General features: G+C 61.5%; 21 protein-coding genes and 1 pseudogene. 15 read left to right on the top strand and 7 right to left on the bottom strand.

What is annotated here, in order from left to right; translation table 11 throughout:
* The first annotated feature begins 3 nt into the window (after positions 1-3).
* The 8 genes from tkt (at position 4) to gph (ending at position 8,043) form a co-directional block, all read left to right on the top strand.
* A complete protein-coding gene (tkt, locus tag NKH80_RS08050; protein ID WP_352701441.1) occupies positions 4-2,010 on the top strand; it encodes a transketolase in 2,007 nt (668 codons plus the stop codon).
* An 11-nt stretch (positions 2,011-2,021) separates the two neighbouring features.
* Positions 2,022-3,101, top strand: a complete 1,080-nt coding sequence (gene fba / locus NKH80_RS08045) for a class II fructose-bisphosphate aldolase (protein WP_352701442.1) — start codon at positions 2,022-2,024, stop codon at positions 3,099-3,101.
* A 21-nt stretch (positions 3,102-3,122) separates the two neighbouring features.
* Positions 3,123-4,616: a ribulose-bisphosphate carboxylase large subunit gene (locus tag NKH80_RS08040; protein WP_502900440.1), complete on the top strand. Its 1,494-nt coding sequence runs from the start codon at positions 3,123-3,125 to the stop codon at positions 4,614-4,616.
* 18 nt (positions 4,617-4,634) lie between these two features.
* Positions 4,635-5,069 carry a ribulose bisphosphate carboxylase small subunit gene (locus NKH80_RS08035; RefSeq protein ID WP_023678835.1) on the top strand — a complete coding sequence of 145 codons (435 nt, stop codon included), beginning with the start codon at positions 4,635-4,637 and terminating at the stop codon, positions 5,067-5,069.
* An 8-nt stretch (positions 5,070-5,077) separates the two neighbouring features.
* Positions 5,078-6,016: a CbbX protein gene (gene cbbX, locus NKH80_RS08030; RefSeq protein ID WP_352701443.1), complete on the top strand. Its 939-nt coding sequence runs from the start codon at positions 5,078-5,080 to the stop codon at positions 6,014-6,016.
* 62 nt (positions 6,017-6,078) lie between these two features.
* Positions 6,079-6,765 (top strand): ribulose-phosphate 3-epimerase, encoded by a 687-nt coding sequence (gene rpe, locus NKH80_RS08025; protein WP_352701444.1) that lies wholly within the window; start codon positions 6,079-6,081, stop codon positions 6,763-6,765.
* A 22-nt stretch (positions 6,766-6,787) separates the two neighbouring features.
* Positions 6,788-7,345, top strand: a complete 558-nt coding sequence (locus NKH80_RS08020) for a thioredoxin family protein (RefSeq protein WP_352701445.1) — start codon at positions 6,788-6,790, stop codon at positions 7,343-7,345.
* Positions 7,342-8,043 carry a phosphoglycolate phosphatase gene (gene gph / locus NKH80_RS08015; RefSeq protein WP_352701446.1) on the top strand — a complete coding sequence of 234 codons (702 nt, stop codon included), beginning with the start codon at positions 7,342-7,344 and terminating at the stop codon, positions 8,041-8,043. The genes NKH80_RS08020 and gph overlap by 4 nt, the downstream gene beginning before the upstream one ends.
* A 64-nt stretch (positions 8,044-8,107) precedes the next feature.
* On the opposite strand, the gene NKH80_RS08010 is transcribed toward gph, so the two are convergent.
* Both NKH80_RS08010 and NKH80_RS08005 read right to left on the bottom strand, forming a co-directional pair.
* Positions 8,108-8,488, bottom strand: coding sequence for a c-type cytochrome (locus tag NKH80_RS08010; protein ID WP_352690120.1), 381 nt, complete (start codon positions 8,486-8,488; stop codon positions 8,108-8,110).
* 842 nt (positions 8,489-9,330) lie between these two features.
* On the bottom strand, positions 9,331-9,684 hold the full coding sequence (locus NKH80_RS08005; RefSeq protein WP_352690117.1) for a hypothetical protein: 354 nt from the start codon (positions 9,682-9,684) through the stop codon (positions 9,331-9,333).
* Between the two features lie 671 nt (positions 9,685-10,355).
* Between NKH80_RS08005 and NKH80_RS08000 the strand changes: the two genes are divergently transcribed.
* The 3 genes from NKH80_RS08000 to NKH80_RS07990 all read left to right on the top strand — a co-directional run bounded on the left by NKH80_RS08000 (position 10,356) and on the right by NKH80_RS07990 (position 13,798).
* A complete protein-coding gene (locus NKH80_RS08000; protein WP_254819801.1) occupies positions 10,356-12,257 on the top strand; it encodes a methanol/ethanol family PQQ-dependent dehydrogenase in 1,902 nt (633 codons plus the stop codon).
* 154 nt (positions 12,258-12,411) lie between these two features.
* On the top strand, positions 12,412-12,936 hold the full coding sequence (locus tag NKH80_RS07995; protein ID WP_352990797.1) for a c-type cytochrome, methanol metabolism-related: 525 nt from the start codon (positions 12,412-12,414) through the stop codon (positions 12,934-12,936).
* Between the two features lies 1 nt (position 12,937).
* Positions 12,938-13,798, top strand: a complete 861-nt coding sequence (locus tag NKH80_RS07990; protein ID WP_352990794.1) for a substrate-binding domain-containing protein — start codon at positions 12,938-12,940, stop codon at positions 13,796-13,798.
* Between the two features lie 55 nt (positions 13,799-13,853).
* Here NKH80_RS07990 and NKH80_RS07985 read toward each other — a convergent pair whose 3' ends face one another.
* Positions 13,854-14,366 carry a hypothetical protein gene (locus NKH80_RS07985; RefSeq protein WP_352990844.1) on the bottom strand — a complete coding sequence of 171 codons (513 nt, stop codon included), beginning with the start codon at positions 14,364-14,366 and terminating at the stop codon, positions 13,854-13,856.
* On the opposite strand from NKH80_RS07985, the gene pqqB reads away from it, so the two are divergent.
* The 4 genes from pqqB to pqqE are packed head-to-tail and all read left to right on the top strand — an operon-like array spanning position 14,262 to position 17,363.
* A complete protein-coding gene (gene pqqB / locus NKH80_RS07980) occupies positions 14,262-15,200 on the top strand; it encodes a pyrroloquinoline quinone biosynthesis protein PqqB (RefSeq protein WP_352990791.1) in 939 nt (312 codons plus the stop codon). The genes NKH80_RS07985 and pqqB overlap by 105 nt on opposite strands.
* Positions 15,197-15,952 carry a pyrroloquinoline-quinone synthase PqqC gene (gene pqqC / locus NKH80_RS07975; protein WP_352990788.1) on the top strand — a complete coding sequence of 252 codons (756 nt, stop codon included), beginning with the start codon at positions 15,197-15,199 and terminating at the stop codon, positions 15,950-15,952. Before pqqB ends, pqqC begins: the two co-directional genes overlap by 4 nt.
* A complete protein-coding gene (gene pqqD / locus NKH80_RS07970; RefSeq protein ID WP_352990785.1) occupies positions 15,949-16,245 on the top strand; it encodes a pyrroloquinoline quinone biosynthesis peptide chaperone PqqD in 297 nt (98 codons plus the stop codon). Before pqqC ends, pqqD begins: the two co-directional genes overlap by 4 nt.
* Complete coding sequence (gene pqqE, locus NKH80_RS07965) at positions 16,242-17,363, top strand: pyrroloquinoline quinone biosynthesis protein PqqE (protein ID WP_352507735.1); 1,122 nt, start codon at positions 16,242-16,244, stop codon at positions 17,361-17,363. The genes pqqD and pqqE overlap by 4 nt, the downstream gene beginning before the upstream one ends.
* 22 nt (positions 17,364-17,385) lie before the next feature.
* Here the strand turns inward: pqqE and NKH80_RS07960 are convergent.
* The 4 genes and pseudogenes from NKH80_RS07960 to NKH80_RS07945 all read right to left on the bottom strand — a co-directional run.
* Positions 17,386-17,694 (bottom strand): annotated as a pseudogene (locus NKH80_RS07960) (alpha/beta hydrolase family protein); the annotation flags it as partial.
* A 430-nt stretch (positions 17,695-18,124) separates the two neighbouring features.
* Positions 18,125-18,343, bottom strand: a complete 219-nt coding sequence (locus tag NKH80_RS07955; RefSeq protein WP_352507733.1) for a hypothetical protein — start codon at positions 18,341-18,343, stop codon at positions 18,125-18,127.
* Between the two features lie 279 nt (positions 18,344-18,622).
* Positions 18,623-20,077: an aldehyde dehydrogenase family protein gene (locus NKH80_RS07950; RefSeq protein WP_352990781.1), complete on the bottom strand. Its 1,455-nt coding sequence runs from the start codon at positions 20,075-20,077 to the stop codon at positions 18,623-18,625.
* Positions 20,074-21,348 (bottom strand): NAD(P)/FAD-dependent oxidoreductase, encoded by a 1,275-nt coding sequence (locus tag NKH80_RS07945; RefSeq protein ID WP_352507731.1) that lies wholly within the window; start codon positions 21,346-21,348, stop codon positions 20,074-20,076. Before NKH80_RS07945 ends, NKH80_RS07950 begins: the two co-directional genes overlap by 4 nt.

The raw sequence follows: 21,348 nt of genomic DNA, 5'->3' as shown, positions 1-21,348 counted from the left end.
GCCATGAACAGCCAGGCAGCAGCATTGAAGCCCGTCGCCGCCGTCTCGGAGCGCAACATGGCGAACGCCATTCGCGCATTGGCGATGGACAGCGTCCAAAAGGCCAATTCCGGTCATCCGGGCATGCCGATGGGCATGGCCGATGTCGCAACGGTGCTGTTCAGCCGCTTCATCAACATCGATCCGTCGGCGCCCAACTGGCCCGATCGCGACCGCTTCGTGCTGTCGGCCGGGCACGGCTCGATGCTGCAATATGCGCTGCATTACCTGCTCGGCTACGAGGACATGCCGATCGAGGAGCTGCAGCGGTTTCGCCAGCTGGGCAGCCGCACCGCCGGACATCCGGAATATGGCCATGCGCTCGGCATCGAGACGACGACCGGTCCGCTTGGACAAGGCATTTCGACCGCGGTCGGCATGGCGCTGGCGGAGCGCATGCTTGCTGCCCGCCACGGCGCCGATCTCGTCGACCATTTCACCTACGTGATCGCCGGCGACGGCTGCCTGCAGGAAGGCATCAGCCACGAGGCGATCGATCTTGCCGGTCACCTGAAGCTTTCGCGGCTGATCGTCTTCTGGGACGACAATGCGATCTCGATCGACGGACCGACTTCGCTGTCGACATCGATGGACCAGCCGGTACGGTTCAAAGCCGCTGGATGGCATGTCCAGTCGGTGAACGGCCACGACATCGAAACCGTTGCGGCGGCAATCGAAGCGGCGCAGCAATCGGACCAACCGTCTCTGATCGCCTGCCGCACGGTGATCGGCAAGGGGGCGCCCCACCTGGGCGGTTCGGAAAAGACGCATGGCGCGCCGCTTGGCGATGCGGAGATCGCCGCGACGCGCGAGAACATCGGCTGGGCCTACGCGCCGTTCGAGGTGCCGGACGATATCCTTTTCGCCTGGCGCGAGATCGCCAGCCGCGGTCAAGCGGTGCGGCGCGCCTGGGAGCAGCGGCTTGCCGCCTCGCCGCAGCGTGGGGCCTTCGAGATCGCGGTCGCCGGCGCCCTGCCCGAGGCGGTCTTCGAAGCGCTCGGTGTTTTCCGCAAGGAGCATGTCGAAAAGGCGACCAAGGTTGCGACGCGAAAAGCCTCGGAAATGGCGCTCGCTGCAATCAACTCCGCAACGGAACTGACCGTCGGCGGCTCCGCCGATCTGACGCATTCGAACCTGACGATCACCAAGGGGATGGATCGCATAGCGCCTAATGACTATGCCGGCCGCTACATTCACTACGGCATCCGTGAGCACGGCATGGCCGCGGCCATGAACGGCATCGCGCTGCATGGCGGCTTCGTGCCTTATGGCGGCACGTTCCTGTGCTTTGCCGACTATGCGCGCGGCGCGATGCGGCTCTCGGCGCTCATGGGCCAGCGCGTCATCTATGTGATGACGCACGATTCCATTGGTCTCGGCGAGGACGGCCCGACCCACCAGCCGGTCGAGCACCTGGCGATGCTGCGGGCGACGCCAAACCTCAACGTCTTCCGTCCGGCCGACATCATCGAAACGGCGGAATGCTGGGAACTGGCACTGAGAAGCGAGAACCGGCCAAGCGTGCTGGTGCTCTCGCGCCAGAACCTGCCGATGCTGCGCCAGGGGCACGGCGACGAGAACCGGTCGAGCCGTGGCGGCTACATCCTGCGCGAGCCAGCCCGGCACCGCGCCGTGACGCTGATCGCCACCGGCTCGGAGGTCGAGATTGCTATTGCCGCCGCCGAACGGCTGGAGACCGAGCACGGCATCGCCGCCGCGGTCGTCTCGATGCCGTGCTGGGAGCTCTTTGAGGAACAGGACGCGGACTACCGCAAGGCCGTCCTCGGCTCGGCGCCGCGCATCGCCATCGAAGCCGCAGCACGGCTCGGCTGGGACCGCTGGATCGGCGACACCGGCGCTTTCGTCGGCATGGCTGGTTTCGGCGCCAGCGCCCCTGCCCCGGATCTCTACCGGCATTTCGACATCACGCCCGAAGCCGTCGCGGCAGCGGCGCTGAAGCTCATCATCTAGGAGGACGACCCATGGCCCGCATCACCCTTCGCCAGCTTCTCGACCATGCCGCCGAGCACGGCTACGGGGTGCCGGCATTCAATATCAACAACATGGAACAGGGCCTCGCCATCATGGAGGCGGCCAGGGCCTGCGACGCGCCGGTCATCATCCAGGCCTCGCGCGGCGCCCGCTCCTATGCCAATGACATCATGCTGGCCAAGATGATGGAGGCTTTGACCGAAATCCATCCGGCCATTCCGCTCTGCATCCATCAGGATCACGGCAACAACGAAGCCACCTGCCTGTCGGCGATCCGCCACGGCTTCACCTCGGTGATGATGGACGGGTCATTGATGGCGGACGCCAAGACGCCGGCGAGCTACGAGTACAACGTCGCCATCACCGAACGTGTCGCACGCATGGCGCATTGGGTCGGCGCTTCAGTCGAAGGCGAGCTCGGCGTGCTCGGCTCGCTGGAAACCGGCCAGGGCGAGGCCGAGGACGGGCACGGCGCCGAAGGTGCGCTTTCCCATGACCAGCTTTTGACCGATCCCGATCAGGCGGTCGACTTCGTGACCGCCACCCGGGTCGACGCGCTGGCGATCGCCTGCGGTACCTCGCACGGTGCCTATAAATTCAGCCGCAAGCCTGACGGCGGCATCCTGGCCATGCAGGTGATCGAGGCGATCCACGAAAAGCTGCCCAACACGCATCTGGTCATGCATGGGTCTTCCTCCGTGCCGCAGGAACTGCAGGACATCATCAACAACTATGGCGGCGAGATGCCCCAGACCTTTGGCGTCCCGGTCGAGGAAATCGAGCGCGGCATCCGCTCCGGCGTGCGCAAGGTCAACATCGACACCGATTGCCGAATGGCCATGGCCGGGCAGTTCCGCCGCGTCGCGACGCAGGACCCGCGCGAATTCGATCCGCGTAAATTCCTGAAACCCGCCATGGACGCGCTGCGCGACCTTTGCCGCGATCGCTTCGAACGCTTCGGCACCGCAGGCCACGCGTCGAAGATCAGGGTGATCGCCATGGATGAGATGGCGAAACGTTACGCCGCAGGAAAGCTCGACCCGCATATCGCAACCGCGAAAGCCGCCTGAGCGGCAAACAGGAGACCTGCCATGAACAAGATCGACATGCCTTCAGCAGGCACGCTCAAGGAAGGCAAGGAACGCTACAGGTCGGGCGTCATCCCCTACAAGAAGATGGGCTACTGGGAGGCCGACTACCGACCCAAGGAGACCGACCTGATTGCCATGTTTCGGATCACGCCGCAGCCCGGCGTCGACCACGAGGAGGCGGCCGCCGCTATCGCCGGTGAATCCTCTACCGCGACATGGACCGTGGTGTGGACCGACAGGCTGACCGCCTGCGAGCTCTACCGCGCCAAGGCATTCAAATCCGAGCCGGTGCCGAACACAGGTCCAGGCACCAGGATCGAGCAACAGTACTTCGCCTATATCGCTTACGACCTCGACCTGTTCGAGCCCGGCTCCATCGCCAACCTGACTGCATCGATCATCGGCAACGTGTTCGGCTTCAAGGCCGTCAAGGCCCTGCGGCTCGAAGACATGCGCATTCCGGTGGCTTACCTCAAGACCTTCCAGGGCCCGGCGACCGGCATCGTGGTGGAACGCGAGCGGCTCGACAAGTTCGGCCGGCCGCTGCTCGGCGCGACGACGAAGCCGAAGCTTGGCCTGTCAGGCCGCAACTACGGCCGCGTCGTCTACGAGGCGCTGAAGGGTGGCCTCGACTTCGTCAAGGACGACGAGAACATCAACTCGCAGCCCTTCATGCATTGGCGCGACCGTTTCCTCTACTGCATCGAGGCTGTGAACAAGGCGTCGGCCGCCACCGGCGAAGTCAAGGGCCATTATCTCAACGTCACCGCCGGCACGATGGAGGAGATGTACGAGCGCGCCGAATTCGCAAAACAGCTTGGCTCCTGCATCGTCATGATCGACCTCGTCATTGGCTACACGGCGATCCAGTCGATGGCCAAGTGGGCACGCCGCAACGACATGATCCTGCACCTGCACCGGGCCGGCAACTCGACCTATTCGCGCCAGAAGAACCACGGCATGAATTTTCGCGTCATCTGCAAATGGATGCGCATGGCCGGCGTCGATCACATCCATGCCGGCACGGTAGTCGGCAAGCTGGAAGGCGACCCGCTGATGATCAAGGGGTTTTATGACACGCTGCGCGAGGAGCGCACGCCGCAGAACCTCGAAACCGGGCTGTTCTTCGATCAGGACTGGGCCTCGCTCAACAAGGTGATGCCCGTCGCCTCGGGCGGCATCCATGCCGGCCAGATGCACCAGTTGATCCACTATCTCGGCGAGGACGTCATCCTGCAGTTCGGCGGCGGCACGATCGGCCATCCGGACGGCATCCAGGCCGGCGCGACGGCCAATCGCGTCGCGCTGGAGGCGATGATCCTCGCCCGCAACGAGGGCCGCGACTATCTGCGCGAAGGCACCAAGATCCTCGAACAGGCGGCCAGATGGTGCACGCCGCTCAAGGCGGCCCTGGAGACGTGGAAGGACGTCACCTTCAACTACGAATCGACCGACACGGCCGATTTTGTGCCAACCGCAACGCCGAGCTTCTAGACGAAAGGAACCGTCGCCATGATGACCAATCCGGGAAACAAGGTCACGCAGGGACAGTTTTCGTTCCTGCCCGAGCTAACCGATGAGCAGATTTCGGCGCAGATCAAATACGCGCTGAAAAACCACTGGGCGGTCAGCGTCGAATACACGGACGATCCGCATCCGCGAAACACCTATTGGGAAATGTACGGCAACCCGATGTTCGACCTGAGGGACCCGGCGGGCATCCTGCTTGAAGTCAACAATTGCCGGAAAGCCATGCCCAACATGTATGTCAGGGTCACTGCCTTCGATTCGACCAAGGGCTGGGAAGCGCCGCGCATGTCATTCATCGTCAACCGGCCACCCAATGAACCCGGCTTCCGGCTGCTGCGCCAGGAGCGCGATGGCCGCAGCCAGGGCTATTCGATCGTCCCTTATGCGACCGACAGGCCCGAAGGCGAGCGGAGCTAGGCGAAACCATGCTGGACGCGATAGCAGAGCGCGCTGCCGCGCAGGGCGAATCGGTTGATCTGCAGGCCGAGTTCGAGGCATCCAACATCGACGAGGTGATGGATAAGCTCGACCGCGAACTCGTTGGTCTAAAACCCATCAAGACCCGTATCCGCGAGATCGCGGCGCTGCTTCTGGTCGACCGGCTTCGCCGCAAGTTCGGCCTGACCTCGGGCGCGCCGACGCTGCACATGAACTTTACGGGCAATCCCGGGACCGGAAAGACCACCTTGGCGCTCAGAATGGCAGAAATCCTGCATCGTCTCGGCTATGTCCGCGAAGGGCACATGGTCGCGGTGACGCGCGACGATCTCGTCGGCCAATATGTGGGCCACACCGCGCCCAAAACCCGCGAAGTGATCAAGCGCGCCATGGGCGGGGTGCTTTTCATCGACGAGGCTTATTATCTCTACAAGCCCGAGAACGAACGCGACTACGGTCAGGAATCGATCGAAATCCTGCTGCAGTGCATGGAAAACAACCGTGACGATCTGGTTGTGATTCTTGCCGGCTATAAGGACAAAATGGACCGCTTCTTCGACAGCAATCCCGGCATGCGCTCGCGCATCGCCCACCACCTCGACTTTCCCGACTACGGCGTCAGCGAACTTAAATCGATCGCCGAGATCATGCTGGCGGAACAGAATTACCGTCTCAGCGAAGCGGCGGCCAAGGCGCTCGAAGAGTATCTCCCGATCCGCATGCGGCTGCCGCATTTCTCCAACGCCCGCTCGGTCCGCAATGGGCTCGACCGTGCGCGGCTTCGCCAGGCCAACCGGCTTTTCACGTCGCGCGACCGGGCGTTGACGAAAACCGATCTTATCACCATCGAGGAATCCGATATTCGCGGCAGCCGCGTGTTCGCGGAAGGTAAGCTCGAAGGCGAACCAGAGACGAAGGCGCGCTGACAAGATGACGGCGGTTGGTGCGCAGCGACCGGAAACGGACGACAGAATGGGAGTCGACGATCATGGATACCAAGACAATCATCGCGCCCTCGGTGCTTTCTGCGGACTTCTCGCGGCTCGGCGACCAGGTCGAAGCAGTCGTCCGGGCGGGTGCCGACTGGATCCATCTCGACGTGATGGACGGCCATTTCGTGCCCAACATCACCTTCGGTCCGGCGGTGGTCAAGGCGATCCGTGATCGGACGGACAAGGTCTTCGATTGCCATCTGATGATCGCGCCGGCCGACGCCTATCTCGCCGCCTTCGCCGATGCCGGCTGCGACGTCATCACGGTGCACGCCGAGGCCGGGCCGCATCTCGACCGTTCGCTGCAGGCAATCAGGAATCTCGGCAGGAAGGCCGGCGTGTCGCTGAACCCGTCAACGCCGGAAAGCGTGATCGAATATGTGCTTGACCGGCTCGATCTTGTGCTTCTGATGACGGTCAATCCGGGCTTCGGCGGCCAGGCATTCATTTCGGCTGTCGTCGACAAGGTCAGGCGGGTCAAGGCGCTGGTTGGCCAACGTCCGATCGACATCGAGATCGACGGCGGCGTCACGCCCGAGACCGCTCCGCTGGTCACCGCGGCCGGCGCCAATGTGCTGGTCGCCGGCTCGGCCATTTTCAAGGGTGGCACCGAGGCTGCCTATCGGGCCAATATCGGCGCCATCAGGCAGGCGGCCGACGGGGCGCTCCAGAAAGCCGCGTAAAACCATCTCATCGGAGGGCAACATGGGGGCAATCCCACCTGTCTGTGATTTCGGCTGGCAAGCCGTCGATTTCGTTTTGCCCGGCGTCGACGGCAAATCGCATTCGATCTTCAGCCACGCCGGCCCGAACGGCTTGGTGGTGGCTTTCATCTGCAACCACTGCCCCTATGTGAAGGCGGTGATTCCGCGCATGGTGCGCGATGCCAACGACCTCAAGGCAGAAGGCGTCGGCTTTGTCGCCATCAACCCAAACGATGCCAACGCCTACCCTGATGATTCCTTCGACAACATGAAACTTTTCGCCAGGACGAACGGCTTCACTTTCCCCTACCTCCACGACGAGCACCAGACGGTGGCGCGTGCCTACGGCGCCGTTTGCACTCCGGATTTTTTCGGGCTCAACAACGAGTTGACGCTGCAATATCGCGGCCGGCTTGACGCGTCGCGACGCGACGCCGAATTGCCCGGCCTCAGGCGCGATCTGTTCGAGGCGATGAAGCAGGTTGCCCGAACCGGCGACGGACCGCTGGACCAGATCGCTTCGATCGGCTGTTCGATCAAATGGAAGGATGCTGCATGAACGTCGGCGCAGGCAGGCCGTTTCGATCGCCTAGGGCGATCCTGTTCGATCTCGACGGTACGCTGGTCGATTCGGCGCCTGATATAACGGCGGCCGTCAACGAATTGCTGGCCGGCCGCGATCTGCCGCCGCTGCGCCTGGATCAGGTCAAGGCCATGATCGGCGGCGGCATCAGGAAACTGGTCGAGCGAGCTTTCGCGGCTTCAGGCACGCCGCTCCTCGGCAGCGCGCTCGATGAGGCCAACCGCGTCATGGCGCCGATCTATCGCAGGCATCTGACCGGCCGCACAAGGCTGATGCCTGGCGTCAGGGAGGTTCTCACGCACTTGCATTTGAGCGGAATAGCCATGGGCGTGGTAACCAACAAGCCGCAGTTGGCGGCACGCGAAATCCTGCTGCATTTTGGGCTGACGGACTATCTCGGCGCGATCGTCGGCGGAGACGCGGTGACATACTTGAAGCCCGCGCCAGACGCGCTATTGCTGGCGCTCGACCAGCTTCAGGTCGAACCTCGTGATACGCTGATGGTCGGAGATAGCAGCGCCGACGTGGCCGCCGCCCGCGCGGCCAGCATGGCAGTCGTTCTGCTGCGTGGCGGATACAGCCAAATTCCCGTTGAAGAGCTTGGCGCCGACCTCGTTTGCGACAGCCTGTTCGATCTGCCGTCCGCGATGCAGACGCTGCAAGACGCTGCGTGACCCCCAAGCGCAAAGCCCAAGCCAACGCCGGCCGGGCGCACTCCAAATGGCCGGCGGTACCGCGTTATTTGGAGAATTGCTTCAGATAGGCAATGACATTGGCGATGTCCTCGTCCTTCTTGAGGCCGGGAAACGCCATCTTCGTTCCTTTGACCATCGCCTTGGGATCGCGAAGATAGTTCGTCAGCGTGGCTTCGTCCCATTTGACACCCGACTTGCCGGCCTCGGTCATGGCCTTGGAATAGCTGAACCCCGGATGCGTCCCGGCCGTTCGGCCGATGACGCCGTTCAACGACGGACCGACCTTGTTCTGGTCCTTGTCTGCGACGTGGCAGACCTTGCATTTGGCAAACACCTTCTCACCCGCCGCCGCATCCTGTGCCTGGGACTGGGTGGTGACAAAGGTAGCGACGGACACGGCGGCGAAAAATGCGACTGCGCGCATGGCATTTCCTCATTGATCGTGTGAGTGCCCTGGATAATTTACGCGTGTCGATGCCTAGACCGCCGGCATCCGTTTTTGTGCGGGAGAGCGAACTATTCGTCCTTTCCCCCGGGACCGGCAGCACCTACACGCCTCGAAAAGCTAGACTGCCGATGAAGGAAGTCAATCGTACAAAGGTCCTGCTTCGTTTCCCGACTGCGCGAAGGGTGTAGCGACAGGCGGTCCACATCATTGACGCCTATTGGCCGAACGCGTAGCCTCACTCCAACCGGTTTGCTGTTTGGGCACCTTCAGGAATCCGCGCAACTCCAAAGCACGAACTCTGGAGAGTTCGCCGCGCAGGCGACGATAAGTGCCAAATGGACATGGTCGATCTCATATTAACGGTGTGCCTTAGCGCCAATCCGGGCAATTGCCGAGATGAGCATCTCTATTTCGAGAGCCGCGGCTCTCTGTTCCAATGCATGTTCCTGGCGCCCGCCGAGATCGCAAAATGGTCGCAGGAAAATCCGAGGCTCAGGGTCGTGCGCTGGAAATGTGCCTTTCCGAGCAAGGAACGAGCGATTTGATAGGCATTCCTGGTTCGTCGACGGCCCTGAAAGGGGAGACGCCATGATGATTTCGCGGCGCGCGACACTGCGCTTGGCGGCTGTGGGGGCAGCCGCCATCCTCGCCTCAAAGCCGGTTGTGAGAGCGACCTTTTGCTGTCGTTCCACCAAAACCTTCCGGGCGTGACCTGATCGCTTTACGGCTCGAATGCGGATTGCAAGTTATTTCGCAGCCAATGGCCAATAGAAACGGCGAGACTGTGAGGCACCGCCACGCGTGCCTGTTCCGCCTGACTAAAAGCAACGTACGTCGGCTTCAGCCTGCGCGCGTTTCAGTTCCGTGCGCGCCGCCTTCGCTGGCGCGCTTTCGCGAAACAACCCTGCCGCCTCCCCTGTCGTCAGCGACATGCTTTTGAAGGTCTCCGCCCTCTCATAGTGATCGTAGGGAAGGATCGAGGCGATAACATCGATCGAGCAGGAACAGCTTTCAAGCGCCTGACGTGTCTGGCCATTTGTTTGCATGCAGCCGAGCACGTAATCGGCAATCGTTGCCGTCGGGTAGTCTCCCGCGGCGCTGGCCGGGTTCGCAAAGGCCAGTGTCGCCGAAAAGACCAGCGGTAGGATAAAAGACCCAACAGATCTGATCATGAGGGAACCTCCAGTTGGCCTGGACACGATGTATCCGGACAGGATTATCGCCCCAATTGGTGACGTACCGCAAAGCCAGTCAAGCTCCCATGGCCTGCTTATAGGACCAAAGGAGGAATGCCCTGTCGACCGGCAAAAGTTGGATTCACGGCCCGCTGCGCACCCCGCTTCCAGCGGTCATTTCATGCCTCGCCCACTATCGGCAACCAACCAGACGCACGCATACTTACCTCGAAGCGATCTTGTAAATTACATGGAAATAAATTCCAAAACGAATTACATCAACAATACAACAACGATATGGATATTATATATGTCGTCGCTGCCAGCCATTCTCTCAATAGTTCCGCGCAGGATACTTCTCTTGTTTGTGTCTTTATACTGCGACGCACCATAATAGATATTGCACCGCAATATCACCTCAGGGTTTTTCCTTGCTTGGCCTTTAGCGATGACATAGCTTTTTCCCTGTTCCCGGCTTCAAGAGCGCCATTGTCAGGGAGCGGTGGCAGTCTTTCGAAGGCCAAGTGGGGCGGGCAATAACGTGCCCTCTGCTTGTCGGGGTAGGTCGTGACAGCTGCCGGAAATTACTTCCCCACATGAATCGCTTGGGCAGGCCCCTTGTGGGCTTGACGGTCGATTCGTCACTGTGAACCTCGGGAGGATGTCGGATGCGTGTACTTGCGAAAACTACCTACATACTGACGACCGCGGCTTTTTTGTCGCTAGGCGCTGCCTATACGGCTTCGGCCAATGAAGACCTTGCAAAGCTCGCATCGGATGCGAAGAACTGGGCGATGCAGACGGGCGACTACGCCAACACCCGCTATTCCAAACTCAACCAGATCACTGCCGACAATGTAAAGAACCTGCAGGTCAAATGGAGCTTTTCCACCGGCGTGCTGCGCGGTCACGAAGGCGGGCCGCTGATCATCGGCGATGTGATGTATGTCCACACGCCTTTCCCAAACAACGTGTATGCTCTCGACCTCAAGAACGACGGCAAGATCCTGTGGAAATACGAGCCCAAGCAGGACTCGAACGTCATTCCGATCATGTGCTGCGACACGGTCAATCGCGGTGTCGCCTATGGCGACGGCAAGATCATTCTCAACCAGGCCGACACCACCGTCGTCGCGCTCGACGCCAAGACCGGCAAGGTCGTATGGTCTGTCAAGAACGGCGACCAGACCGACGGCGGAAAGGGCGAATCCGGCACGTCGGCACCCGTAGTCATCAAGGACAAGGTGCTCGTGGGCGTCTCCGGTGCTGAATTCGGTGTTCGCGGCTGGCTGGCCGCCTACAATCTGAAAGACGGCAAGCTTGCCTGGAAAGCCTATTCGGAAGGTCCTGATGCAGACACCCTTCTCGATCCCGAGAAGACGACCCATCTCGGCAAGCCCGTCGGAAAGGATTCCGGCACCAACACCTGGGAAGGCGAACAGTGGAAGACGGGCGGCGGCACGACATGGGGATGGTATTCCTATGATCCCAAGCTGAACCTGGTCTATTACGGCACCGGCAATCCCTCGACGTGGAACCCGGTCCAGCGCCCAGGCGACAATCGCTGGTCCATGACAATCATGGCTCGCGACGCCGATACCGGTGTTGCCAAATGGCTCTACCAGATGACCCCGCATGACGAGTGGGACTATGACGGCATCAACGAGATGATTCTCGTCGATGGCATGGAGGTCAACGGCGCCAAGCACGACGTGCTGGTGCATTTCGACCGCAACGGCTTTGCCTACACGATGGATCGCGCCACCGGCGAACTTCTCGTCGCCAAAAAATACGATCCGGCAGTGAACTGGGCGACGGAAGTCAACATGGATCCCAAGAGCGACCAGTACGGCCGCCCGCAGGTCGTCGCCAAGTATTCGACCCAGCAGAACGGCGAAGACACCAACTCGACCGGTATCTGCCCGGCCGCGCTTGGAACCAAGGACCAGCAGCCGGCCGCCTACTCGCCGAAGACCGGGTTGTTCTACGTGCCGACCAACCATGTCTGCATGGACTATGAGCCTTACAAAGTGAGCTATACCGCCGGTCAGCCCTATGTGGGCGCCACCGTGTCGATGTATGCGGCGCCGGGCGGTGACGGCAACATGGGCAACTTCATTGCCTGGGATGCAGCCAAGGGTGAGATCGTCTGGTCGAAGCCCGAGCAGTTCTCGGTGTGGTCGGGCGCATTGGCGACAGATGGCGACGTCGTCTTCTATGGTACCCTCGAAGGCTACATCAAGGCGGTCGATAAGGACGGCAAGGAACTCTACAAGTTCAAGACCCCGTCCGGCATCATCGGCAACATCACGACCTACGAGCATGACGGCAAGCAGTACATCGCCGTTCTGTCCGGCGTCGGTGGATGGGCCGGTATCGGTCTGGCAGGTGGCCTGCTTTCGCCCGATAACGCCGCCGCCTGGCACGGCGCCGTTGATCAGGGCCGTGAGCAGGGCGACCAGGCCGCGGTGGTTGGAACCGCCGGTCTGGGTGCCGTCGGCGGTTACGCGGCACTTGCCGACTATACGACGCTGGGCGGCCAGCTCACCGTCTTCGGCCTCCCGGACTGATAACCGGGAAGAGCCTTACGACTAGGTTCGAAAACGAGAGCCCGGGTCACCCGAAGCCGGGAACCGGGCTCTCGATTGCGCCGCGCACCCAGCACCGATCAATGCCGCTGCACGACGGCAGCCAGTGTCCCTGGCAAATGAAGGAAGAGTCTGAATGATCGTTCGCATTGCAGTTTCCGCTCTCGCCCTGGTCCTGCTGCCTGTGGCCAGCCCAACTCTGGCACGGGCCGAAGACAGTATGGAAAAAGCCAAGGCGGTGAAGCAAGAAGGAGGCAAATATTTAGATGCGGACGGAAATCCTACCTACAAGATCGAAAACGGAACCGTCGATTGGTACACCTTCAGCGGGTACCGCCGGTATCACTCCGATTGCCATGTCTGTCACGGGCAGGACGCAACAGGTTCGAGCTATGCGCCTGCCCTGGCCAATAGTCTGAAAACCATGGACTACGCCACGTTCCTCTCGATCGTCGCCGAGGGCCGCAAGAATGTCGGCGGCGGCAAGGAAAACGTCATGCCTGCCTTTGGCGACAACAAGAACGTCTATTGTTACCTGGACGATCTCTACGTCTATCTGCGCGCGCGCGCTGATGGCGCGGCACCCCGCGGCAGGCCGCCCAAGCACGAAAACAAGGCTCAGGCAGCCAAGGATGCCGAAGCGTCCTGCATGGGTGGATGATATGACCAGTACTGCATCGAAGCTGCGCGTCGTTCTGCCGATCCTCGGCGCGCTCGCCTTGCTGGCGTCGAACGTTCTGGCGCAAAATGCCGGGCTTGGCGCTGCGGGCGAACTGGTGGATCCCAACATTCTGCGCGTCTGCGCCGATCCCTCGAACATGCCTTTTACCGACAAGAACGGCCAAGGCTTCGAAAACAAGCTGGCTGAACTGGTTGCCAAGAAGACGGGGCGGAAATCAGTCGCCTACACATGGTTTCCGACTGTCGTCGGCTTTGTGCGCAACACGCTGGGGGCCAACCGATGCGACATCATCATGGGCTACGCCCAAGGCGACGAACTGGTGCAGAACACCAACGCCTACTATCGCTCCGCCTATGTGCTCGTATACCCCAAAGGCAACGGCATGGAAGGCATCGAGACGATCGAAGACCCGAAACTTTCCGGCAAGAGAATCGGCGTCGTCGAAAGCACGCCGCCAACCGCCAACATGGCCGCCAACAAGCTTCTGCGGACCGCCAAGATCTATCCACTCGCGGTGGATACGCGCGTCACTCCTTCGATGGGGGAGGTCATGATCAAGGACATGCTGGCCGGCAAGATTGACGCGGCGGTCCTGTGGGGGCCGATTGCAGGTTACTATGCCAGGGAACTCGGAGCCGATATCACCATTGTTCCGCTGCTGAAGGAAAAGAAAGGCTCGCGCATGTCCTACCGCATCACCATGGGCGTACGTCCGTCCGACCAGGAATGGAAGCGGACGCTCAACCGGGTGATCAGGGAGAACCAGGCGGAGATCACCAAGCTCCTGCTGGGTTATAATGTGCCGCTGATCGACGAGCATGATAATCCGATTACGCAATAGTCGGGATGTGTGAGGAGGAGGACAAACCTGCGCGATGAAAAATTGAAGAGAAAGACTAGGCTACTTTCGATAGTTTTGTTTTCGGCCTTTCAAAACCTTGTGTTTCATTTGTCCATTTGAGACGTGATGGACGAGCCATTGCTTCGGTGCGCTGCAATGGTTGGCTAACCACCGGATCGGCCCCTTCGGGCTGGTAGAAGAGGAGAAATGTTATGAAGAAGAGCTGGACAAAACCGACCATGTGCCAGGTTGCTGCGGGCTTTGAAATTTCGCGGTATCTGCCTGCTGAGATTACTCCCAAGAAGTAGGCCGTAGAGGTGCGTGTTCCTGGCAACAGGGGCACGCATCCCCTTGCCGCATGGTTTTTCGTGAAAGATCTTGAGGCAGGCAAAGCGAGCGGGACGTTTTTTGCGGCTGCAAATTGGCTGCTGGTGGTCAGAGAAGCCGCGGGGCGGGCGTTTTCATGCGCTTGAGAATCATCGGATCGGCGGCCGGCGGTGGCTTTCCGCAGTGGAACTGCAATTATCGTCTGAGCCGTGCGGCTCGCACCGGGATGGCTGGCGTGCATTCACGAACCCAATCAAGTGTCGCCGCGTCGGCGAATGGGCTCGGCTGGGTTCTGTTCAACGCGTCACCCGACATTCGCCAGCAGATCGCGGCAACGCCTGAATTGCACCCCGCGCACGATGCGCCGCTGCGCTCGACGCCCATTCGCGCGGTGGTACTGACCAATGCCGATGTCGATCATATCGCCGGCCTGCTCAGCCTGCGTGAGCGGCAGCCTTTCGCTATCTATGCAACGACACAGGTTCTGGCGACGCTGGAGGCGAATTCGATTTTCAATGTCCTCGATCCGGCGCTCGTGCCGCGGCGCATCTTGCCGCCGGCGCAAGAACTGGCGATCTGCGACGCAGACGGCCACGACACCGGCGTGGCTGTCGAGAGCTTTCCCGTGCCCGGGAAGATAGCCCTCTATCTCGAAGAAAGAAGTCAGCCGGATGCAAACTTCAGCTCTGACGCCGGCGACACAATCGGCGTCCGTATCGCCGGTGCCGGCAGTCGCCGCTCCGTCTTCTACATCCCCGGCTGCGCCCGCATTGATGCGACCCTGCGCACGCGTCTAGCCGATGCCGCATGCCTTCTGTTCGACGGCACGGTCTTCACCGACGACGAGATGATTGCTGCCGGCGTCGGCCAAAAGACCGGTGCGCGCATGGGGCATCTGGCAATGTCGGGAGACGCAGGGTCGATCGCCGGCTTGGCCGACGTGAGGATCGGCCGTCGTTTCTTCGTCCACATCAACAACACCAATCCTGTTCTGGACGAGAATTCTCCCGAGCATGCAGCAGTCGCAGCGGCCGGCTGGGAAGTGGCCCGCGACGGGATGGAGATGGAACTTTGAGTGATTTCCACGACGCAGCCAGCAACGGCCTGTCCTCCAGAGAGCTCGAAGCCGTGCTGCGGCAGGTCGGTGTCGAGCGCTATCACAACCGCCATCCTTTCCATCACAGGATGACCAGCGGTGCGTTGTCGAGGACCGAGATGCAGGCGTGGGCGCTGAACCGCTACTGCTATCAGGCTGTCATTCCGCGCAAGGATGCCATGATCCTCGCGCATGCCGAGGATCCGGCGTTTCGCGCCGCCTGGCGCAAACGCATCGAGGATCATGACGGCAAGGACGGCTGGAGCGGCGGTATTGCGCGCTGGTTGCACCTGGCGACCTCGCTCGGTCTGGATGCCGAAGCGGTGAAGAGCGAGAGGCTGGCCCTGCCGGCGACACGTTTTGCGGTTAGCGCTTACCTCTCTTTTTGCACGAACCGGACCCTGCTGGAGGCGGTCGCGTCGTCGCTGACCGAGATGTTCTCGCCGCTCATCATCGCCGAGCGGGTACCCGCGATGCTGGCCAGGTACGATTATATCACCGAGGACACGCTGGCCTATTTCAGCCGACGGCCCGAACAGGCCTCACGCGACGCCGACTTCGCTCTTGCCTATGTGCTCGAACATGCCGACACGGCGGAACGCCAGCAGCGGGCGATCGATGCACTGGTGTTCAAATGCGATATACTCTGGGCCATGCTCGACGCGCTTCAACACGCCTATGGCGAGCCGGGCAATATCCCGCCCGGCGCCTTCCGTGCGGAGGCCCCATGATGGCACTGCGCGAAAGAGCCATGGTGTCGCCGCAGTCGGTTCCATCGCCGCCGAAGCACGTGCGCATACAGTATGACCCCGTGCGTCAGGCGTTCGCCGTGCTTTCGCCTGAAAAGGTGTTCTGGCCAAACGACATCAGCCTCGACATATTGCGCCGCTGCGATGGGCGGTCCACGGTCGGCCACATCATTGCCGGCCTTGCCGCAGATTATGATGCCAAACAGGAGGCTGTGGCGGCCGATGTCATTGCCTTCCTGCAGGAATGGTCGGACAAGCTGCTGGTGAAGCTATGAGCGAGCCCCCTCTCCCCCCGATCGGCATGCTGGCGGAACTGACGCATCGCTGCCCGCTGCAATGCCCCTATTGCTCCAACCCGCTCGAATTGCTGAAGGCCAATCGCGAACTCGACACGCAGAGCTGGCTCGACTTGTTCTCGCAGGCGGCCGATCTTGGCGTTCTCCAGGTGCATCTGTCTGGCGGTGAACCGACGCTGCGTCGCGATCTTGAGCAATTGATCGCCGGGCTTTCGGCGCGTGGCGTCTACACCAACCTGATCACCGCCGGCGTCGGCATTGCGGATGGCCGTATCGAGGCATTTGCCGAAGCCGGGCTCGACCATCTGCAACTGAGCTTTCAAGGCGCACGGCCGGCGACCACCGAGCGCATCGGCAATCACAGGGGCAGCCACGAAAAGAAGCTGGAAACGGCACGCCGCGCCCGCGCGGCCGGCTTGCCGCTTACCATCAACGCGCCGATCCATCGCCACAATATCGAGGAGGTACCGGAATTCATCGATCTGGCCCTTTCGCTGGATGCGGAGCGTCTCGAGATAGCCAACGTGCAGTACGCCGGCTGGGCGCTGACCAATCGCGATCAACTGATGCCCGAGCGTGCTGCCGTCGATCGGCAGGCGGAGATCGTCGCGGAGGCGCGCGAACGGCTCACCGGCATCATGAACATCGATTTCGTCACGCCGGATTATTTCGCCATCTATCCCAAGCCATGCATGGGCGGCTGGGCGCGCGACGCCTTCATGGTGACGCCAGACGGCACCGTACTGCCATGCCATGCCGCCCAGACCATCCCGTCGCTCAGCTTCGAGCGTTTTGGACCTCGCAGCCTGGCCGCGATCTGGACCGATTCCCCGGCATTTAATGCCTTTCGAGGCACGGACTGGATGCAGGAGCCCTGCCGCAACTGTGAGCGGCGCGAGATCGACTGGGGCGGCTGCCGCTGCCAGGCGATGGCAATCGCCGGCGACGCCGCCGTGACGGACCCGGCTTGCGCGAAATCGCCGATCCATGCGCGCATGGCAATGCTGATCGACGAAGCCCAGCGCGCTGCGACGGTTCCTTCGAAGGACGAACTGTTCGTCTACCGGCGTATCGGCGTCGTCACCGAGCCGGCCTGACTGCCGACCTATTCCTACGGACTTAGCCTCGTGAAAGCCGTTCGGCATGCCACGTCATATGGTCCTGCATGAATGTCGAAATGAAAAAATAGGAGTGATCGTAGTCATCCTGCATCCGCAATTTCAACGGAATGCCTGCTTTGGAGCACGCGTCTTCGAGCAGCCAAGGCCTGAGGCCCTCCTTGAGGAAACCGTCTGACGTCCCCTGATCGACGAGGAATTCCGGGAAACGGTATCCGTCCTCGATGAGCGAAGTGGCATCGTAGCGCCGCCACGAGGCCTCATCCAGGCCGAGATATTTTTGGAAAGCCGGCTTCGACCAGCCGGCTGTAAACGTGCTGGGCACCGCCATGCGACTTGGCAGTCGAGACGAGTTTCAGGTGCTCTGGCATATATTCTTCTCCACCAATTTTTGACCGCCGACCATAGCCTCTACGACGTCGTGGGCGGTCGCGGCAACCTTGGTGGGCTGGCTGGCGCGCAGGGCTCTTGATCGGAGCCGGGATGGCCAACACTGCCCAGTACCTCAGCAATGATTCCGGGACGACGAGCTCTGCGCAAATGCACCGTGCCTTTTCAGCGGCGACAGCAGGTTCGACGCGGCTATGGCGGACGAGCACGCACGGGTCATCGCGTGGGTTCGCAGCATGCGTGACCAGGGACCGAGCAAGAAAGTGTTGCGGGTGATAGTTACCTCCTCATAGGAGGGCTCCTAAGCACGACACCAACTTTCCGACTCTTAGCCACCCTGTGAGCCGACGCTATTTCCGACCGTCGAAAGCCACGGACAGGCCCAGGGCAGTTGCTGCCTCGACGATCGCCTCGGTCAGCTCTTCGTCGGATGCGACCAGATAAGGGGCGGCTTGCCGTGCTGCGTTTAATGTCGCCGTGACCGAGATGGTGTCACCACGATCCTCCCTATTGAGGACTGCGGCGATTGCCTGCTCTACTACCGGACTGACCCTCTGCACCTTACTCATCCAACCCTCCCCATAGCTGCCCATAGTGATGGTACTCTATCCATGGTTGTGTTCCAATTCGATGTACGAAAACGTACACACTCGATCGGCTGAACCGCTACGGCCAGACATCTCTAATTTCGACGGCATTTGGGATCGACCAAGCCTGGCTAGCGGCCTCGACCGGTTTCTCAGATGGCTAGCGCTGCAGAGCCATGTCAAATTGCCAGGTACGTACGCGAGCCGGTCCAGGAGCTCGGCTCGGCCCACGGGCGCCCCTGCGTTGGGCGAAGATGTCGCCTAGAAATAGCCGAGGATGGATTTTACCTCGAGATACTCCAACATGCCCTCGATCCCATATTCACGTCCGTTTCCGGACCGCTTGAAACCGCCAAACGGGGCGTGCGGATCCCAGGCCGGGTAGTTGAGATGTACCTGGCCGGAGCGGATCCGCGAGGCCACGTCCCTGACGGCGTCCACATCCTGGCCCTGCACATGAGCCCCCAGACCGTAGACCGTGTCGTTGGCGATGGTGACGGCTTCCTCGATTGTGTCGTAAGGGATGATGCAGAGAACTGGCCCGAAGACCTCGTCCTGGGCAATGCGCATGGTCGTGCGCACGTCGGAAAAGATGGTCGGCCTCACATAGAACCCGACGTTCAGATCGTGCGCACGGCCCGGTCCACCGGTGAGGAGCCTGGCGCCCTCAGAAATGCCGACGCCGATCATGGTTTGGATGCGGTCGAATTGGGCACGGTTTGCGATTGCACCATGAGTAGTGGCTTCGCAAAGAGGATCGCCAATGACAATCTGGGCTGCGGCCCTTTTGGCGATTGCCTCGATCTCGGAGAGCCGCGGGCGTGGCACGATCATGCGCGTCGGGGCGCTGCATGACTGGCCGAGATTGCGGAAGGCGGCGGATACGCCCAGAGAAACGGCGCGATCGAGATCTGCGTCCGGCAGGATCACGTTGGGCGACTTGCCGCCCAGCTCCTGCGCGACGCGCTTGACAGTCGTCGCTGCCGCCTGGGCCACCGCAATGCCCGCTTGGGTGGACCCGGTAATGGAGATCATGTCGACATCCGGATGGGAGGCGAGACCCATACCCACGCCTGGACCATCACCTTGCACGAGGTTGAAAACCCCGGCAGGGAAGCCGGCTTCCTCGATTGCCTCGGCGAATAGCAGGGCGTCCAAGGGAGAAAGCTCACTCGGCTTCAGCACGATCGTGCAGCCTGCAGCGAGCGCCGGCGAAACCTTGGCGGTGATCTGGTAAAGTGGCCAGTTCCACGGAGTGATCAGGGCGCAGACACCGATCGGTTCGTGGGTGACGGCGGTTTGCCCCCGTTGCTTGACGAAGCAAAAGTCTGTCAGCACATCGCGAGCGACCTTAACATGCGTGATCGCCAGCGGCACCTGGGCGCTGCGCGCATAGCCGATCGCCGCGCCCATTTCGAGGCTCAGGCATTGAGCCAGCAGTTCGCCGCGCGCCTCGAGCAGCGCTTGCAGGCGACCGAGCAGACCCGCGCGGTCTTCTGGCGTGGTCCGACTCCAGGTGGCGAATGCCCGGCGGGCCGCTGCAACGGCCGCGTCAACGTCCTTGCCATTTCCAAGCGGAAACTGGCTCACAACCTCTTCTGTGGCGGGATTGACGACGACGCCCGTCGCGGTGCCGCTCGGCTCAACCCATTGACCGTCGATGAAGAACTTCTCCAGGTGGCCGTTGCGGGCCAGGTGTTCGAGAGGCGTCATCACCCTACAAGGTCCTTCATGCGGTAATAGGCGCCAACAATCGGCAGGAACCAGGGGCGCCCGAAATAACCGGGGATCGCTGGCCAGTCGAAATCCTTCCAGGGATTGAGCTCGGGGCGCCCGTCCATGACGTCGGCCATGATGGTGCCCATCAACGTCGACATCTGGGTCCCGTGTCCGCTATAGCCCATCGAGTAATAGATGCCATCGCGCTCTCCGGCGCGCGGCAGACGATCGCGGGTCATATCGACCATGCCGCCCCAGCAGTAGTCGATGCGGGTGCCGGCCAGTTCCGGAAAGACCTCGACCATCGCCGCCTTGAGTATCCGGCCGCTTTTTTCGTCGGATTGAGGGTTGGACACGGCAAAGCGCGCCCTCCCGCCGAACAGAAGGCGATTGTCCGGCGTGAGCCGCCAGTAGACAACGAGATTGCGCGTGTCGACGACATTGCGACGGGTCGGCATGAGGCGCTCGAGTTGCGAAGGCGACAGCGGCTCGGTCACGATCAGAAATGCGCCGACCGGGATCATGCGCCGGCGGATCCAGCCGAGCGGGCCAACCTGGGAAATGCCGCTTGCCAACAGGACCTGCCGCGCGACGATCTTGCCCTTTGGCGTCGTTACCTCATGCCCGCCTGAAACCTTTCGCATCGCAGTGACGGGCGAGCGTTCATGGACCTCTGCGCCACGCCGGGCAGCGGCGGTCGCGAGGCCCCGGACGAACCGGCCGACATGCATGGCCGCGCTCTTGGGAAAGAGCAGCCCGCCATGGTAGCGGTTGGTGCTGACTTCGGTTCGCAGGTCCTCGCGCGCGATCATCCTGGTGTCGGGATCGACATTGGCAGCCAGTAGTTCCTGGCTGCGCGCCAGCATGTCGTAGTGCTCGGGCTTGGCGGCAAGCTTGAGCTTGCCGACGCGGGAGAAGCTGCAGTCGATCTTCTCTTCCTGCACCAACCGCTCGACCATATCGACGCCGGCGTCGAAAGCCTTGTAGAGCGCATTTGCGGCAGGCTTGCCGTGCTTGCCAGCCATGATTGCATAGTTCTGCGCAAAGCCGTTGTTGCACATGCCGCCATTGCGGCCGGACGCGGCATTGCCGATCGTTTCGGCCTCCAACAGGGCAACCCGGGCGCCCTTTTTGGCAAGGGCCAGCGCGGCGGAGGAGCCGGTCAAGCCGCCGCCCACAATGGCCACGTCGTAGTGGCCTTCGAGCGGTTTGGACGACCCTTCATTGAACGGCTGAGACGTATCCAGCCAGTAAGAGGTAAACTTCAT

Source organism: Mesorhizobium sp. M0904 (assembly GCF_040319475.1).
GTDB lineage: Bacteria > Pseudomonadota > Alphaproteobacteria > Rhizobiales > Rhizobiaceae > Mesorhizobium.
The sequence above is the reverse complement of the archived record's forward strand: the minus strand, read 5'-3'. Positions and strand labels throughout refer to the sequence as shown.

Excerpts from the sequence above, each read along its gene's own strand:
- NKH80_RS08035 (WP_023678835.1), top strand. The coding sequence starts at position 4,635 with ATGATGACCAATCCGGGAAACAAGGTCACGCAGGGACAGTTTTCGTTC.
- NKH80_RS08040 (WP_502900440.1), top strand. The coding sequence starts at position 3,123 with ATGAACAAGATCGACATGCCTTCAGCAGGCACGCTCAAGGAAGGCAAG.
- NKH80_RS08020 (WP_352701445.1), top strand. The coding sequence starts at position 6,788 with ATGGGGGCAATCCCACCTGTCTGTGATTTCGGCTGGCAAGCCGTCGAT.
- pqqD (WP_352990785.1), top strand. The coding sequence starts at position 15,949 with ATGATGGCACTGCGCGAAAGAGCCATGGTGTCGCCGCAGTCGGTTCCA.
- NKH80_RS07945 (WP_352507731.1), bottom strand. The coding sequence starts at position 21,348 with ATGAAGTTTACCTCTTACTGGCTGGATACGTCTCAGCCGTTCAATGAA.
- NKH80_RS08010 (WP_352690120.1), bottom strand. The coding sequence starts at position 8,488 with ATGCGCGCAGTCGCATTTTTCGCCGCCGTGTCCGTCGCTACCTTTGTC.
- pqqB (WP_352990791.1), top strand. The coding sequence starts at position 14,262 with ATGCGCTTGAGAATCATCGGATCGGCGGCCGGCGGTGGCTTTCCGCAG.
- NKH80_RS08005 (WP_352690117.1), bottom strand. The coding sequence starts at position 9,684 with ATGATCAGATCTGTTGGGTCTTTTATCCTACCGCTGGTCTTTTCGGCG.
- NKH80_RS07990 (WP_352990794.1), top strand. The coding sequence starts at position 12,938 with ATGACCAGTACTGCATCGAAGCTGCGCGTCGTTCTGCCGATCCTCGGC.
- pqqE (WP_352507735.1), top strand. The coding sequence starts at position 16,242 with ATGAGCGAGCCCCCTCTCCCCCCGATCGGCATGCTGGCGGAACTGACG.
- NKH80_RS08000 (WP_254819801.1), top strand. The coding sequence starts at position 10,356 with ATGCGTGTACTTGCGAAAACTACCTACATACTGACGACCGCGGCTTTT.
- NKH80_RS07985 (WP_352990844.1), bottom strand. The coding sequence starts at position 14,366 with ATGCACGCCAGCCATCCCGGTGCGAGCCGCACGGCTCAGACGATAATT.
- tkt (WP_352701441.1), top strand. The coding sequence starts at position 4 with ATGAACAGCCAGGCAGCAGCATTGAAGCCCGTCGCCGCCGTCTCGGAG.
- gph (WP_352701446.1), top strand. The coding sequence starts at position 7,342 with ATGAACGTCGGCGCAGGCAGGCCGTTTCGATCGCCTAGGGCGATCCTG.
- fba (WP_352701442.1), top strand. The coding sequence starts at position 2,022 with ATGGCCCGCATCACCCTTCGCCAGCTTCTCGACCATGCCGCCGAGCAC.
- NKH80_RS07955 (WP_352507733.1), bottom strand. The coding sequence starts at position 18,343 with ATGAGTAAGGTGCAGAGGGTCAGTCCGGTAGTAGAGCAGGCAATCGCC.
- rpe (WP_352701444.1), top strand. The coding sequence starts at position 6,079 with ATGGATACCAAGACAATCATCGCGCCCTCGGTGCTTTCTGCGGACTTC.
- NKH80_RS07995 (WP_352990797.1), top strand. The coding sequence starts at position 12,412 with ATGATCGTTCGCATTGCAGTTTCCGCTCTCGCCCTGGTCCTGCTGCCT.
- cbbX (WP_352701443.1), top strand. The coding sequence starts at position 5,078 with ATGCTGGACGCGATAGCAGAGCGCGCTGCCGCGCAGGGCGAATCGGTT.